Source organism: Bdellovibrio sp. HCB-110, from assembly GCF_047323225.1.
GTDB lineage: Bacteria > Bdellovibrionota > Bdellovibrionia > Bdellovibrionales > Bdellovibrionaceae > Bdellovibrio.
Genome location: NZ_CP178750.1, coordinates 2,140,208 through 2,156,348, shown reverse-complemented (window position 1 = coordinate 2,156,348; position 16,141 = coordinate 2,140,208). Strand labels below are relative to the sequence as shown.

13 protein-coding genes and 1 riboswitch are annotated in these 16,141 nt (G+C 45.1%); of the genes, 7 read left to right on the top strand and 6 right to left on the bottom strand.

Annotated elements, in window-relative coordinates:
• Positions 1 to 43 precede the first annotated feature (43 nt).
• The 5 genes from ACL934_RS10385 to ACL934_RS10365 all read right to left on the bottom strand — a co-directional run bounded on the left by ACL934_RS10385 (position 44) and on the right by ACL934_RS10365 (position 8,497).
• Complete coding sequence (locus ACL934_RS10385) at positions 44 to 4,714, bottom strand: tail fiber domain-containing protein (RefSeq protein WP_374073295.1); 4,671 nt, start codon at positions 4,712 to 4,714, stop codon at positions 44 to 46.
• A gap of 137 nt (positions 4,715 to 4,851) precedes the next feature.
• Complete coding sequence (locus ACL934_RS10380) at positions 4,852 to 5,835, bottom strand: Crp/Fnr family transcriptional regulator (protein ID WP_374073293.1); 984 nt, start codon at positions 5,833 to 5,835, stop codon at positions 4,852 to 4,854.
• A 122-nt stretch (positions 5,836 to 5,957) separates the two neighbouring features.
• Positions 5,958 to 6,614 (bottom strand): CoA transferase subunit B, encoded by a 657-nt coding sequence (locus ACL934_RS10375; protein ID WP_374073292.1) that lies wholly within the window; start codon positions 6,612 to 6,614, stop codon positions 5,958 to 5,960.
• Between the two features lie 3 nt (positions 6,615 to 6,617).
• Positions 6,618 to 7,316, bottom strand: coding sequence for a CoA transferase subunit A (locus tag ACL934_RS10370; protein WP_374073291.1), 699 nt, complete (start codon positions 7,314 to 7,316; stop codon positions 6,618 to 6,620).
• Positions 7,317 to 7,321: 5 nt separating this feature from the next.
• Positions 7,322 to 8,497: a thiolase family protein gene (locus ACL934_RS10365; protein ID WP_374073290.1), complete on the bottom strand. Its 1,176-nt coding sequence runs from the start codon at positions 8,495 to 8,497 to the stop codon at positions 7,322 to 7,324.
• A gap of 85 nt (positions 8,498 to 8,582) precedes the next feature.
• Here ACL934_RS10365 and ACL934_RS10360 point away from each other — a divergent pair, with 85 nt between their 5' ends.
• The 5 genes from ACL934_RS10360 (at position 8,583) to ACL934_RS10340 (ending at position 13,465) form a co-directional block, all read left to right on the top strand.
• Entirely contained in the window at positions 8,583 to 9,578 is a 996-nt protein-coding gene (locus tag ACL934_RS10360) for a DUF4097 family beta strand repeat-containing protein (protein ID WP_413612193.1), read from the top strand.
• 82 nt (positions 9,579 to 9,660) lie between these two features.
• Positions 9,661 to 10,551 (top strand): hypothetical protein, encoded by an 891-nt coding sequence (locus ACL934_RS10355; RefSeq protein ID WP_413612192.1) that lies wholly within the window; start codon positions 9,661 to 9,663, stop codon positions 10,549 to 10,551.
• A 99-nt stretch (positions 10,552 to 10,650) separates the two neighbouring features.
• On the top strand, positions 10,651 to 11,130 hold the full coding sequence (locus ACL934_RS10350) for a hypothetical protein (RefSeq protein ID WP_413612191.1): 480 nt from the start codon (positions 10,651 to 10,653) through the stop codon (positions 11,128 to 11,130).
• Positions 11,131 to 11,208: 78 nt separating this feature from the next.
• Positions 11,209 to 11,304, top strand: a riboswitch (purine riboswitch).
• Complete coding sequence (locus ACL934_RS10345; protein ID WP_413612190.1) at positions 11,297 to 11,776, top strand: hypothetical protein; 480 nt, start codon at positions 11,297 to 11,299, stop codon at positions 11,774 to 11,776. Its footprint overlaps the riboswitch before it by 8 nt.
• Before the next feature lie 111 nt (positions 11,777 to 11,887).
• Complete coding sequence (locus tag ACL934_RS10340; RefSeq protein ID WP_413612189.1) at positions 11,888 to 13,465, top strand: hypothetical protein; 1,578 nt, start codon at positions 11,888 to 11,890, stop codon at positions 13,463 to 13,465.
• 3 nt (positions 13,466 to 13,468) lie between these two features.
• Here the strand turns inward: ACL934_RS10340 and ACL934_RS10335 are convergent, their stop codons facing one another.
• Complete coding sequence (locus tag ACL934_RS10335; RefSeq protein ID WP_413612188.1) at positions 13,469 to 14,107, bottom strand: hypothetical protein; 639 nt, start codon at positions 14,105 to 14,107, stop codon at positions 13,469 to 13,471.
• Between the two features lie 93 nt (positions 14,108 to 14,200).
• Between ACL934_RS10335 and miaB the strand changes: the two genes are divergently transcribed.
• Entirely contained in the window at positions 14,201 to 15,562 is a 1,362-nt protein-coding gene (gene miaB, locus ACL934_RS10330) for a tRNA (N6-isopentenyl adenosine(37)-C2)-methylthiotransferase MiaB (RefSeq protein WP_374073283.1), read from the top strand.
• A 3-nt stretch (positions 15,563 to 15,565) separates the two neighbouring features.
• The gene (locus ACL934_RS10325) at positions 15,566 to 16,123 is read left to right on the top strand and encodes a bifunctional nuclease family protein (protein WP_413612187.1); all 558 of its coding nucleotides are present in this window, start codon (positions 15,566 to 15,568) and stop codon (positions 16,121 to 16,123) included.
• Positions 16,124 to 16,141 lie beyond the last annotated feature (18 nt).

The window sequence follows — 16,141 nt, the reverse complement described above, 5'->3', positions numbered from 1 at the left end:
AGCTAAGAAAAAGCTCCCTTTTTTATTTCTTTTAAAGAATTTTCTATTTCTGTTTTAGAAGAGCTTTTTCTAAACGCTCCAAGCGAGCTTTCAAATCTTGGTTTTCTTTTTCAAGTTTTTGCATGCGTGCTTCTGTTTCGGTTTGTACGCTTGCAATTTGTCTAGACACTTTTTTCACTTGAGCTTCGCAGCTATTTTGAGCTGCTACGCGCTCTTGGTGTTCTTGTTTTAAGGCTTCCACTAAAACAGCCACAATGTTTCCGTATTGAACAGCTTTATAACCTGAGTTCATATCTGTGCGCACAAGCTCAGGATAAACTTTTTCAACTTCCTGAGCGATGAACCCCGCCGTTTTTTGATCGTTGGCTTTCCAAGTGAAGTTGACACCGCGAAGTTGCAATACTTTTTCTAAAGCATCGGGGAGGGTGACAACGTCTTTTTTAAGTCTCGCATCTGATGTATAGAGGAATTCCGTTGCTTTGATATTTCCCGACACTTCCAATTTTTCGGAAGGAGCCGTCGTGCCGATACCTACGTTACCCGTATCCATGATGCGCAAGCGCTCTTGTGCTGCCCCCGCAGAGTCAGCCACCGTGATGCCTACGATACCTCCTGAACCTGTATTATTTCGCATTGTCCAGAATGAACTCTTCCATGCACCTGCTGTATAGGTGTCGGAACTCACAGTGGAGTAAGCGGCTGTGGATGGGTTTCTAAGAATAAATCCTGTTTCGCTAGCGCCTGCGCCTGCCGTCACAACATCCAGTTTGGCGGTGGGACCCGTTGTTCCGATTCCTACGTTACCATTGGAATCAATTCTAAAGCGTTCAACCGCATTTAGCACGTTGTTAGATTTCGTTTGAATTGTGAAGGCTGCTCCAAAGCCATTTGCTCCACCAGCGCCTTCAAGTAAGCCCTTCATAATAATAGCAGGCCCGTCGAATCCCTGATTATTTTTTGAGATAAATCGATATTCTCCTAGATTATCTCCTGCTGTCGGTGTTGCTCGATCATTCGTGACATTGATAGTACCGCTAGACAAAGCACTGTCTGCGCCGGTTCCACCGATTGTTAAGTAAGTTTGCGCTCCGTTGATTGAGGAAACTGCGCCGCCATTAATGGTAATGTTTCCTGTGGCATCCATTTGGAAACGATTTACGCCTGCAGTTGCAAGGCTTAGATTGTTTGCTGCTGGACTAAAAATACCTGTATCGGGATCTCCAGTGAAAGTGAAAGCTGGAGACCCTGCTGTGCCAAGACTGCTTGCTGCAAAGCCCGCAGCCGTAGCGACTCCACCGACTGTCATATTATTAGTAACAGAAAGACCCGTGCCGGCTCCGCCCGCGGTGAAAGTTCCCGTGAATGTTTTATTTCCGGCAATGGTCGTTTGATTTGAAGATGTATCTACGTAAGCACCGGGGTTGAAAGCTGTTCCACCAATATTGATAGATGTCGCATTGAAGGAGCCGTTCACATCCAGATCGTAACCCGGAGTTGCGGTCTTGAAGCCCACCTTGCCATCCGCCAGCATTGTGATTTTATTAGTGTTCGATATACCTATCATCAGTCCGCCGACAATATTGTTAGTCATGCCATAACCATAAGTTATTGAGCTTGCCGCTGAGACAGTGTTGCTGTTACCAAATACGATAGCATTTCCGGCATTGTTATTGATGGTGTTGGATCGTCCCATGACGACAAGGTTGTAGCCGAAGTTTGAGAGCGATGTTGTAAGGTTGTTATTCCAACCTACGATATAGTTCCCCGTGGCATTGCCACCGCCAGAGTTTGTTATCGTATTGCTGTTTCCAAGAATATAGTTGGACCCTTGGAAGGATGTATTTCCAGCTCCTATGATTGCATCCCCGTTGACGTAAAGTTTCGTCGGAGGGGTGGTCGTGGTACCGATTGCGACGTTGCCACCATTGGGATTTAATAAGAGTGGATAATTCGTTGCTAAGTTGGATGATAATGTCGACTGAAGCCAAACACCACTAGTGGAATTGCTTCCGATATCCAAAACAGTGCTATTGGCTGCCGTGCTTAGGCGGGTGGCAGGGGATTGTGTTGCTCCGGAAGTCGCGGGAAATCCGCTGCCATTTGTTTTTAATTCAATCCTTGTTGAAGGTGTATCAGTTCCAACGCCTATTTTTCCGTCCGTAGCAATCCAAAGGCCTTCGTTGCCGCCATCGTTTGAAATCCAAAAACCTCCTGTTTGGAAGTTACCCGTCATTGGGATGGAACCATTGGCCATGAAATCACCATTACCAGTGGCAGAAAGATTTTTGATGGCGCCTGTTCCATCACGATAATAAAGCTTGCCGTCTGTTTTTGTATAAAGGGAGCCGTAGCCAGCAGTCCCCGCAGGGTCGGCTGCCAATTGATCGAGAGTCATGTCTCCTTCAACAGTGAGTTTTGAAACGGGTGTGTTTGTGCCGATGCCGACGTTACCGTTAATGAACGCAATATCTTTACCAGCGCCGGACCCTTTAAAGATGTATTGTCCTGCGCCTCCTGCTGCACTTTCTGTGTGTTCGAAGCAAGCAGCCACAATTCCACCTACCAATGTGTCCGAGCAAAATCCAATGTCTAACTTCGGTGTTGCACCCACGACACCATCTGTTCCGCTGATTCTCGTCAAATAGGTATCAGAGATCATGGCCGTACTTTGAGAGATTTCGATTTTTTTTCCAGGATTCGTTGTCCCGATACCGACGTTTCCTGCATTATAATAGATATTTGCACCAGATGTCGTCCACTGAGTTGAGCTTCCCGCTGGTAGGACGGAAGGGTTCAGTTTTCCACTTCCATCTAGTTGCGGAATTTGGTTGGCAGCGGTACCCGCATCGACAACGAGATTTCCGGCATTTGTTGTGAGTCCTGTGCCGATGCTTATGCCGATATTTGTGCCTGTATCAATCAAAGGAGCTTGAACTCCTAAAGTTGTATAAGCTGCTGCTCCCGTGCGTTTCACAATACCAGTAGAACTTAAAGAAGCGATTTCAGTTGCAGAAACATCGCCGTATTCCAGACCTGAACTTGCTGCAGAATTCGCGCGAAGATATTTAAAGTCAGCGCCAACAGGAAGGCGAACATTGTTTGTTCCGTCTCTTGTGACGAGATCACCTTTTGTAGTTAGTGGGCTTAAGGCATTGAATGCAGCTTGTGCAGTGCTTTCGCCAGTGCCACCTTTATTAATAGGTACAACGGCACTTAAGTTGGCAGGATTCAAGTTTGTTAAAAGACTTCCATCCACAGCAGGGATTTGTGAAGTTCCGTTAAGTTGAAGGATTTGATTGGCACCAGTACCGACGTTGACGTTGAGAGTTCCCGTTGAAGTGATAGAACCCCCGGGGCCCGCACCAACATTTAAACCTGTTCCGGCTGTCACATTAGTTACAGAGCCAGCACTGCCGGAAATCCACGTGAGATTACCATTTCCATCATTCGATAAAACTTTTCCAGCACTTCCCGTATTCACTGGCCATACAATATTAAAGTTAGCCGCTGCCGCAGGATCGACATTGAATTTCACAGTTTTATTTGAAGCATTGCGAATATAAAGATCTGTCGCGTAGGTTTCGTTAGAGTTGATTTGATTTGCCGAAATATTTCTCGCAGCAAAATCGCCACTGGAATCACGCAATACCAAAGTGTCTGGAGTGTTTGCGCTTGTGCCTGACGTCGCAGAGTTAGCAACTTTGCCAGCCGTTGAAATTGTCGCAAGTTTTGTATCAACAATGCCTGCCGCTGCTGCGATGTCGGCATTGACGATTTCGCCATCTTTGATTTTTGCAGAAGTCACAGAAGTGTCTGCGAGTTTGGCTTCATCCACTTTTCCGGCACCAATAGTAGGATTGGGATAAGTTCCTGTTAAATCTCCCCCTGCAGCTCCACTGGCAGGAATACCCGAGATGTCGACTTCGGTGACAGCCGTGATGCGACCTTTGTTATCGTAAGTGATCTGAGGAACTTTTGTCGCCGTCCCTTTAGTTCCGCCTGTAGTTACATCTTTCAGAGCCACAGAGCCTGTCGAAGTGATGGTGCCACCTGTAAAATCACTGGCAGAGAATGCCACTGATGTTACGCCATTCGTTGCCGAAGTGACGTATTGAGTGGATGCACCGTTAATCAAATTCATCAACTCATTGAAGTTTGCAACAGTCATGGCAGCGACGTTGCCGTCGCTCACGCGCAATAAGTTTTGCGAAGTGTAACCAGAAATTTGGTAAGTCTCGATTGAAAATGGAACGTAAGAAATGTTTTGTGAAGGAATGGTTTCAATTGTGGGGCTGCCTAATGTGAGATCTTCAAAGCTCACGACGATTTTGCGATCGTCATCGGCATTCGGAGAATAAGTACCACCAGTGCAACCAGAAAGACCCGTGAAGCTGCCGCGATTTGTGAATACGGCACTGAGTGAAGAACCGACATAGTTTTGGATTTGTGGAGCAGGAGCAGAGCCAATATTTAAAGAGAATACACCTGATGAAGCAGACAGATTGACGGTCTGAGTTTCTTGATAAAGAAGACAGTCGTTGTAACTTTTGATTTCAATAGTGAAGCGGACACTGCTGGAATCCAAAGGAGATCCGTCAGGTTTTAAAATTCTTCCTTGATAGGTGAGTCCGATACCAGCAAGTGATATGGAGTGCGTAAGAAAGACGACAGCAACAGCAATCCATTTCTGCAGGAACTTTCCGTTTACGTTCATATAGTTCTCCGTCTTAGAGAACTTATCGGCAGGAATGGATCACTTTTTAAATATTTACGAGTGTTTATGGATGAAAACTCAGTAAATATTTACTGATTCTTAATGAGTGATTGTCTCAGTTTGAGAAATTACCCTGATTATCTGAGTTTTCTTTTTAGATTGTTAACGATAGTCCAGTTGCGTGCTAAAGACTCGACGTCTTCCAAGGCAATCATAATATAGACCCCTTGTTCGTCCATGATCTTCTCTGTGAGGTATTTTTTCTCTATGAGAGGATTCACATCTTCCGCGCGAATCAGGTTCCCAGTTTCTTTCATGGATTCATTTTGCACGTCGTTCAAATTCACTTTGCGGAAGCCCTTGTTATTAGGTTCCACACGGCGAGCGAAGAGCAAGACGCCATTAAGAACGCGAACCTCTGCATCAGTAAGAGCGGGTAAGCGGTCTTTTTCCTGTTTGAAGAGCCACTCATTGTACCAATCCACAAAAGAAAAAAGTTCTTGAGGTTTGGCGTTAATAACTTTTTGTGTCCCGTCGCCGCGATCTTCTTGTACGACGTAGCCCAAGTCCGTCAGAGCATTGACCACGCTTTGCATTTTATTTGTGGCCTCTTGGAAAATTTGAATGGTGTAGTTGCGAAGAAGCACGGACGAAAAACTCAAGCCGCCGCCTTCTTCAGGTTTTCCGTATTTGTGACCAACTAAGTTCAAGATAGAAATATACTTATTCACGATATGAGGCGGGAAACGCTCTTCATCGGGATTGGCGTTTTCAAGAATTTTGATTTTCTTATTCGCTTCACGCAGATTTTCATTGAGGGTTTTCATGATCGCGCGCACCCACACAGGAAGTTGTTCCATCTGTTTAGTGAGGGATTCGTAGGGGAGGGCGATCACTTCCGAATCTTTGGTGGCTTTGACATTGGCACTGCGAGGTTTGTTATCGAAAAGAGCCATCTCTCCGACCATGGCGCCAGCATTGATTTCAGCAAGAACGACTTCCGAAGTTCCTTTGGTCTTTGTGACTGCAAAAGTTCCGGACTTGATAATGTACATGGCGTCTGGAGCATCGCCGTCGCGAAATAGATAAGTATCTTTTGCAATTTTCTTTGCTTCAGCCACGCACAAACCTCTTTGTTAATAAAATTTATTATCTCATTAAAAAAGAGAACGGGGCAACGGCAGCCTCGACTTTAGGAGTGAGGTGAAATAAAAAACCCCGAGAGGCCCCGGGGTTCTCAAAATTAGAATGTCATTGCTTTGCAGTCAGGAGCGATCGTCATCTTTCCTTCTGTGGCCGCGAGAACTTTCTCGGGGCTCAGGTCCGGAGCGTATTCTTTTAATACGAATCCTTGAGGAGTTACTTCAATCACACCGAAATCACTGACGATTTTCTTAATACACTTCACACCAGTTAAAGGCAGAGTGCATTTCGTGCGAAGCTTTGAATTTCCTTCTTTGTCCGTGTGTTGCATAGCCACGATCACGTTGCGAGCTCCGGCAACAAGATCCATAGCGCCGCCCATGCCTTTAACCATTTTTCCTGGAACCATCCAGTTGGCGATGCTTCCATTTTCATCAACTTCCATAGCACCTAAAACAGTTAAATCCACGTGACCGCCGCGAATCATCGCAAAGCTATCAGCACTTGAAAAGAAACTCGCTCCTGGAAGAGCCGTCACAGTTTGTTTCCCGGCGTTGATAAGATCTGGATCAATCTCGCTCTCACGCGGGAATGGGCCCATTCCTAAAAGACCGTTTTCGCTTTGTAACATAACGAATTTGTCTTTAGGGATGTAGTTGGCAACCAATGTTGGAATACCAATTCCCAAATTCACGCAATAGCCATCTTCAACTTCTTGAGCAATACGCTGAGCGATTTGTTCTCTTGTTAATGGCATAGCTTACCCCTTACTCACAGTTTTTTGTTCGATGCGTTTTTCGTAGTTAGAACCTTTGAAGATTCTTTGTACGTAAACACCCGGAGTATGAATTTGATCTGGATCTAATTCGCCGATCTCAACCAATTCTTCCACCTCAACAACTGTGATTTTACCTGCAGTTGCCGCCATGGGATTAAAGTTGCGTGCGGTTTTTCTGAAAATCAAATTTCCGAACTTGTCGCCTTTCCAAGCTTTGACGAAAGCAAAGTCCCCTTTGATTCCGCGTTCAAGCACGTAATCACGACCCTCGAAATTTTTGATTTCTTTACCTTCAGCCACCAAAGTTCCCACTCCTGTTGGAGTGTAGAATCCGGCAATACCCGCGCCACCAGCACGGATACGTTCAGCCAAAGTTCCTTGAGGGCAGAACTCAAGTTCAAGTTCGCCACTCATATAGAGTTTTTCAAAAAGAGCATTTTCGCCCACGTAAGAAGAAATCATTTTTTTGATCTGACGGTTTTGCAAAAGCTGACCCAAACCAAAATCATCCACACCTGCGTTGTTAGAAACGCAAGTGAGATTTTTTACGCCCATGTCGCGCAAGACAGAAATGCAGTTCTCAGGGATTCCGCAAAGGCCGAATCCACCAAGAACCAAAGTCATTCCATCTTTAACGTCAAAGAGCGCACTCTTTGCATCTTTAAAGACTTTTTTGCTCATAGTAATTAAGCTTTCTCAATGATCAAAGCGACAGCTTCGCCACCACCGATGCACAAAGTTGCTAGACCATAGCGTTTGTTGTGCGTGTGAAGAGCATGAACCAGAGTTGCCAAGATGCGAGCGCCAGAAGCTCCGATCGGATGACCGATAGCCACTGCACCACCGTGCACGTTGACTTTTGCTGCTGGAATTTCAAGTTCTTTCATCGCCACTTGAGTCACAACTGCAAACGCTTCGTTGATCTCCCAAAGGTCGATATCACCCACTTTTAGACCCGCTTTATTCAAAGCACCTTTGATCGCACCAACAGGAGCTGTTGTGAAGTATTTTGGATCGTGCGCGAAAGTTCCGTGGGCTACGATTTTCGCAAGAGGTTTCAAGCCACGTTTTTTTGCTTCGCTTTCAGACATCAACACGTGAGCTGCCGCACCGTCATTGATTTTAGAAGCATTCGCCGCTGTGATTGTTCCTGCTTTATCGAAAGCGGGCTTCAAACCAGGGATTTTGTCGAAGTTTGTATTAAATGGCTCTTCGTCTTTATCAATTGTCACAGAACCTTTTTTACCTTCAACAACAACCGCTGCGATTTCATTTTTGAAAACGCCTTTGTTCCAAGCTTCTTGCGCTTTTTTGTAAGAGTCGATAGCAAAAGCATCTTGTTCTTCACGAGTGAAGTTATGCTCCTTCACGCAGATCTCTGCAGCACTTCCCATGTGGAAGTTGTTGTATGGATCCCAAAGACCGTCTTTGATCATAGAATCTGTCATTTGCGTTGGTCCCATGCGGTAACCAGAGCGAGAATTTTCAAGCAAGTGCGGAGACAAAGTCATGTTCTCTTGACCGCCAGCCACTGCAATTTTTGTATTACCAAGAGCGATGGAGTCTGCTGCCAACATCACAGCTTTAAGGCCAGATCCGCAAACTTTATTGATCGTCATGCACGGAGTAGAGTTCTTAAGTCCTGCGTACAAAGCGGCTTGACGAGCTGGAGCTTGTCCAACACCCGCAGTCAAAACTTCACCCATAATACATTCGTCGATCTCATCAGCGGAAACGCCCGCGCGAGAGATGGCTTCTTTGATAGCAATTGCACCGAGTTTTGGTGCGGCAAGAGTAGAGTAACCACCTTGGAAGGTTGCTACCGGAGTTCTTACGCTGCTCACAATCACGACATTTTCCATTTTTTCACCTCAATCAATTAGTTGTAAATGCCCGCATACTTTTTTATATTTTAACGACAGAGTCAAACTTGTAGGGGGTCAACGCATGTCAGCGATCAGTTTCATTCTCGCGCATCTTCTTTTTAATCCTGTTATGGCGGCCACTTATGAAGTCCCTGTCGCTGAGGGAGATCGTCTGGTCCTCAAAGGATTAGAAGCCCACCTCCAAATTTCAGGTCAGGTTGGGGGACAGAGCGTCGGCAATTCTTTGAAAGTATCGGGCGTAGAAGAGTCCGGCACCGAGGGCGTTTTTGTCGTTACAAAGAAAGATAATATCATCGAAGTGAAGATGAATGAATACAGTGGCAAAAGATCCTGGCTCAACATCTTGCCTAAGGCTTCATCACAAATGAAAAAAATTGAGATTTGGGGACCTTCAATTCCTACAGAAATTCAGCTTCGCGGCGGCTCCGTGGTGGCGCAAAAATGGAGTAAAGACTTGAAAGTGAGTCTAACTCAAGGGCGCGTCAATTCCCTTTCGGGAGCAGGATCTTTGCAAGTTTACGTGCAAAAGGGCGACGTGAATATTCAAGACCATACTGGCAAAGTGGAGGCAGACTCTTATAACGGTTCTATGGCTCTTAAAAATATTCAAGGCGATGTGGACGCAAGTCTTTTTGCAGGACAATTGAATATCGAAAAGGTGAGAGGATTCTTATCTCTTTCAACTCAACAGTCTAATAGCAAAGTGAATATGAGCAGTGGCACCATTCAATTTGAAAATGGCAAAGGCTCTTTGAATATTCAAACTTTCCAGGGACGCATGGAGGGGCAAAACCAGGAGGGCGCTGTGACAATCGCCATGGCTTTGGACTCGGAAGTGGACGTTAAAACGAAATCAGGAAAGGTGAGTGTGCAAGCGCCGCCGTCTTCTGGAGCATCTTTAAATCTTTTGACCACGGAGGGTGAAATTCTTGTTCCTTCCGAGATAAAAGTGACTAAATTAAGTGCAGAGAAGAGTGTTCGTGCGCGCTTGCGGGGCGACGCACAAAGAGGAAGTATTTTTGTGCGCAGTCAAGACGGCACAATTTCCGTGAAATGAGTTGACGCCCCCCTTTAAATGATTCATTCATGAAATGATTGGCCCCGGCAAAGCTGGGGCGTAAGCTTACCTAGGTAGAATTATGGCAAAAATCGTTAAAAAGAAGCCTGCGGCGAAAGCTGCAAAACCTGCTAAAAAAGCGCCTGTCAAAGCGGCGGCAAAACCTGCTCCTAAAAAAGCAGCTCCGAAGGCCGTGGTAAAGAAAAAGGCCGAAAAAGCCCCCGTTAAGGCGGCTCCTAAAAAGCCTGAAGTAAAGAAAAAGCCCGAAGTGAAAGCCGCGCCTGCGAAGTCTGCAAAACCTGCTGCGAAAGAGGTTAAAGAGACGAAGGAAGTAAAAGAAACTAAAAAGGCTTCTCCTCAACCTGTTGTCGAAAAAGCCCCTAAGAAGGATGCGAAAGCTCCGAAAAAGGGCAAAGGCAAAAAGGAAAAGGAAAAAGACGAATCTGATTTGGACGATGATTTTATCGCTGATGATGACCTCATGGGTGATGAAATTGGTGAGTACGAAGAAGAACTCAAAGCCGTTGAAGAAGCGGATGAAGAGATCGAAGTCGACGAAGAGTGGACAGGCGAAGAAAAGCCGAAGACAGATGAAGAAATCATTCTGACAGACGCTGAAGGCCGCCGTTACTGCCGCGCTCGTGATTGCGATCAAATTGCAGCCGTGGATGCTTACTGCCGTTACCACTACCTTCTCTTCTGGAAGAAAATCCAAGTTCGTAAGAAGATCTTGGCTGATGGAAAACTAGAGCGTTACGTGGAAGAATTGACTTCTCGTTACCCAGATAAGTTCCTTGAGATGATCCGTCGTGATCTTCGCACGGAAAAAGATTTCTTGGCTGCTATCCAAGAGCTTGAGATCGACGAATCAGCACAGGATAACGAGTTTGAAGAGGATACAAGTGCTTACATCGAAGAAGTCCGCGGTATGGGCGACAACGGTGGCTCTGGTGTCGAGGATGACGAATACTAGTCATTCCTTTGAGGAATAGTATTTAAGTTCTTATACATTTATATATTGTTAGAGAATAAGTTAAAACCCTCTCGATTTGCAAACTGAGAGGGTTTTTTTATGTTTAAAATGATTCTACCTTTAATGATGGTTTTCTCCGTAGGGGCGCACGCTAAGTCTCTTAAAAGCGTGGATGCCTGTGTAAATGACTCGTATGTCGCCGAACAGATCCGTGAGATAGATGCTTCAGAACGTTTGGATATCTTTAATGCCCAAGGGGACATTGTCGGTGCTTTGATCTTTAGATCTGGCGGTCTTTCTGGAGGACTAGCGGCTCTTTATCTCTGTGGAAGCAACTCCGGTTACTATTATGCTGATGGAGAAATCGCCGATTGGATTACACACATTGGACGAGAGGTTCCCATCGGCTCTATTTATAATGACGAATATGATGTGGAAGCCAAGGCTCAGACTTTAAATAGAGACGAGAAGTCTACGAACCTTAAAATTCACGTGAAGGCTCAGTTTGCCGGTGACTCTGAATACGCAGATTATGAACCCTTTTCTGCGGAGATTTTCGTAAAAGTTCCCCATAAATAAGTTTAAGAGTCCTTAAGCCCCCTGCGTTAAGATGCCGACCGCGTACATTTTTCATTGCAAAGGTGAAATCTGACCTGTAGGACTAACCGAAATTGTTCAAGTATAAGTCAGAGATTGGTCTGACGTTTCTACCTGCCACCGTAATGGCAGTCTATTTGGAGGGGAAATGTTTAAGGGCGCTGCTCTTTTCGTAACGGTGTTGTTGTGTTCAACTCTTTCTCACGCTGGTGGGAATTTTCCGAAGGGACCGGATGCGGCTTTGACCCCTGGTGCTCTTTGCAATCACGCAGATTCTTATAGATATCCTGAAAAAATCAAATACTGCGAGCGCGATGTTTCTTCATCCACTAAAGCAGGTATTTTTCAAAAGTACGACCAACTTGGCTATAGAACTCGTTCTATGAAGCGCCAAGCTTTCAAAATCGATCATTACATTCCGTTGTGCGCAGGTGGCAGCAACGAGACTAAAAACTTGTGGCCGCAACACGAGAGCGTTTACCAAATCACGGATCAACTCGAAGCTTTGATTTGCGAAAAAATGGCAGCAGGCCGTTTGAAGCAAAAAGACGCTGTTGAACTTATCATGGAAGCTAAAAACAACCTTGATCAAGTTCCAGTGATCGAAGCTCAAGTTAGAGACCTATAATATAAAAATTTAAATCTCTCCTAGAGGGGGTTGGCCCGCAGTCTTCATAGGCTGTGGGCCTTTTAGCGTCTGGCGCATTGTTTGAATCTTCATTTTGCGTGGAGGTTCCCTATGTCTAAACCCTTCGTAAAATCGTTTTCCGTGTTGATGGCTTTAACACTGGCGTTGCCAGTCTACGCCTCTCCTTTCCGAGTGCCTCAAAGTGAGACGGCGGCGATGAGCCTTCATGGCTTGGAAAAAGTCGGTATTGATGGCTGGACGAAATTTTTAGTGAAGGGAAAAAATGCGGGACTGAGTGTGTCTGAGCTGCGTGAGCCCATCATGGTGGCTTTGTCTCAGGCAAAAAATGAACAGGAACTTTTTAAAAGTATTAAAACAATTGCCGAGTCGGCGAAAATCAATTCCTTAGAAGACTATCGTGACCTCGGAGTCTTGCTTTTGGAGTTGCGCCAAGAGCTTCGTCAGCACAAAGGCATGGGGCTCAAGTCCCGCCAGGATTCATTGTTCTTAATGGAAATGTTAGCCGAAGAAAGTCTGCATGTCGGCAGCAAGAAGTTTGCAAATTTCCCTCAAGAAATCTCTATTGGCGGCGCGAACTCAACAACAGGTAAGGCCACAGCACTAAGAACTTTCCAAGTGCAAACAGGCGACGTTGTTCTTTCCAAAGCCACGGGTTTTGGTTCTTCTAGTTTTATCGCTTTAACTATGGATCATCCCCATATCTATTCACACTCCACACCTGTGTATGTAAGTAACCAAGGAGAGTTGCTTTCTCCCGAGGCGGATATTGAAGACGGTGTGAAGCTGCGCCGAATGGCTAAGGATTATATCGATGGTTCAAAAACGCGTATGTACATCTATCGTTATCAAGGTGCTGAAGGTGCAACTCAAAATAAAATCGAAGCAGGCGCGCAGAGTTTGATTACGGATATGTATCAGCGCACAGAGGGAGATCCATTTACGAAAGCGGCTTATAAATACGATTTCTCAATGACTCCAGGTGAAGTGAACAGCCGTGGTATGTTTTGTTCTTCTGTGGCTTATGAAATGTATGCGCGAGCAGGGTTGACTGGAAACAAGAATCCTTATGCTGAATCCGTGTGGAGTCCGATTTCAAAAAGTCGGGAAGAGCTTCTTAAAATATTAAATATGAATACAAACAAAGTGCCGGCTCCGGGTGACTTAGAACTTAATCCCGAGTTCCGCTTGGTGGGCGCGCGTATTGATGTGAGCAAACTTTCTCAAGACCGTGTGGAGATGGCGATCGTTGATACTTTCCTCAGAGAAATTGCAAACAACCGAGAGACGTTGCAAAGAGTTGCCGATGTTTTAAATTCACTTTCTTCTAAGCCCATTGATAAAGAGGCTTTAAAGAAAATGGCGGCCTCCGGAATTTTGCCGAAAGAACTCGCGGATAAGGCGGCGATGATCGACAAAATTCCTGACTCTATTAACTTAAAGCAAATGGTGTTCTTTGCCTTTTTAAATGAAGTGATGACTCCAAAACTCAGAGGAGCCTTGATGCTTCAGGTGAGTGCTTTGGAAAAGACGGGCAAGATCGTAGGCCCTGTTGAGCTTCGTAAAATGGCCAGAGCCCAAGGCAAGTTGATGTTGGCGGAACTTTCTAAGTTAGAAGAGAAAGTCATGGCCACAACGGGCGTGGGCTCTTGCGGGAAGGTCCTGCTTTAGGACCTAGTGTAAATCGTCTTTTTTCTTTTTAGATTTTCCGCTGAACATACGGGGTCCGCGATTTTCTTCGTCGGACTCTTCGTCTTCGTCCAGATCTTCCTCTTCTTCAGAAAAATCATCATCTTCATCACGCGGGGGAGATAATTCTTCGCTTTGTTCTGCGCGGGAAAGAGCGTCTTCCGACTCGTCTTCTTCATGATAAAGAGATTCGTCTTCCAAACCTAAAAGTTTATTGGCTTGCTCTTCAAGAGACGTGTTTTCTGTCGTGAATTGCAGATAGATTTTTTTACCTTGGAAGGGGAACTCTTTCCATGTGTACGGGAAATCCACTTCTCCGTCGTTTTCCAGGTACTCCATCATCATACTGGCTGCCGCATCCACGCAGTTGTGAATTCTTTTAACGGCGTCTTGTTCGTCTTGAGAATAATTCATGGAAACTTCGAAATTCGCCTGTGCTAAACGACCTTTTTCAAGGTATCCGACGCGCAGCAATATCTCTTCTTGATAGATGCGGCCTTCGATGATGAGGTCGCCCTCGTCGAGATATTGAGCAAAATTTTCTTTAAAAACGGCCTGAATCTGTTCTGAGTATTCCTTAGGGAAACCAGTCCATTTTTTTGAGCTTTTAAGGCGAGGGTTCATCGGAAAGCCTCCATAGAGCGTAATGCCTTTTTGACATTTTTAAGACCCTCCTCTATAACTCACTTTCTTTAATGACACAAGAGGTAAGAGTCCGTGGAAAACACAACGCAAAACCCTGAAAGCTCTCAGCAAAATCATGATGTCGGACAAGGGCGTGGTGTCTATATCTCCACATACGGTTGTCAGATGAACGTGAACGATACAGAGCGCATGTACTCTCTTTTAGAGATGCAAAATTTCACGCCTGTGGACAAACCTGAAGACGCTTCTTTGATTATCATCAACTCTTGCAGTGTTCGCGAAAAGCCGGTTCATAAGGTTTATTCCGAGGTCGGAACTTTCCGTAAGATGAAAGAAAAAAATCCGAATCTTAAAATCGGTGTCGGTGGTTGTGTTGGTCAGCAAGAAAAAGAAAATCTGATTAAGAATCAACCGATGATTGATTTCGTTTTCGGAACAGATCAGATCGACAATCTTCCTAATTTGGTGGCGAAATCTTTTGAAGGTGAAAGACGCCTGATCAACGCCAAGTTTGAACATCGTGCTCCTTATCACATCGAAACGATGGTGCGTAATCCAGGTGTGGCGACTTTTGTGAATATCACAAAGGGTTGCGATAATTTCTGTACGTTCTGTGTGGTTCCTTACACTCGCGGTCGTGAGAAGTCTCGTCCTCTTCAGCACATTCTGACGGACATTCAGCACCTGGTAAAAAGAGGTGTTAAGGAAGTCACTCTTCTTGGGCAAAACGTCAACTCGTACAAGGCTGAAGAAGGATTGGATTTTGCAGATCTTTTGGCCAAGGTCGCGACAGACACGGATATCGAAAGAATTCGTTACACGACATCGCATCCGAAGGATTTCAATCAGAAGCTTGCGGACACGATGGCGGCTCATCAAGATAAAATCATGGAGTACATCCATTTGCCGTTCCAAAGCGGCAACTCGCGCATTCTGGATCGCATGAATCGCAATTACACTCGCGAGCATTACTTAGAAAAAATTGCGATGTTGAAGAAAACAATTCCAAACGTCGTGTTTTCAACGGACATCATCGTAGGTTTCCCTGGCGAGACTGAGGAAGAGTTCCAAGACACAGTGTCGATGGTTCAAGAAGTGGGCTTTGAAACGATTTTTGCATTTAAATACTCTCCGCGTCCTTTCACAAAGGCAGCAAAGTTTGAAGAGCAAGTGGATGAGGACGTTAAAACAGATCGTTTGAATCGTCTGTTTGATGCTCACGACAAGATGGCTTTTGAATTAGTAAAACGCTACGAAGGCCAAACAATGAAAGTCTTGGTGGAACAAGTGGACCGCGAGCATGGCAAGATCCAAGGCCGCAGTACCGGAAATAAACTTGTGCATTTCTTGGGAACGCCGGATTTGATCGGAAAAACGGTTGATGTGAAAATCACAAAAGCATTCCCGGCTGTTTTCAGAGGAGAATTGATTTAAATCATGAAAGACACTTTGGATTTAAACAGTTTTAAATCTCAGATCATTTTTGCGCAACAGTCGCAGGAAGAAGAGACTTTTCATCAAGAGGATCTTGTTCAATTGTTTCCTTATGGCTTGTCTGTGACGACGGATGTGGCTCGTCCGTTTTTGCTTCTGAAAGATGAAGCTCATCAATACACACTTCCTGTGGCTGTGAGCCCTATTGATGCCGGTGTGGCTCTTTCTCAGTCGAATAAATCCATTCTTCAATCTTCACCGCACAAATTCACGGCGATGTTGATGGAGTCCATGGGTGTTGAAATCAAGCAGGCTGTTTTTGTCGAAATCAAAGGTTCCCATCAGTATTTGCGTCTTTACATAAGTGGACTTACAAAAACGAACTCGATGAAGTTGCGTGCTGATGAAGCCATGTCATTGTGTTTGTATTTAGGTGTTCCTCTTTTTGCGACGAAAAATTTTATTGGTCGTTCGCGCGTTATGAGTGCTGAAGTCGAGAGCGGCGCACAAAAACTGCAAAATTTCGGATTAATGGACAAAGGGTCTGGATATCTGAACTAGTTTTTGTAAAAATGGGGC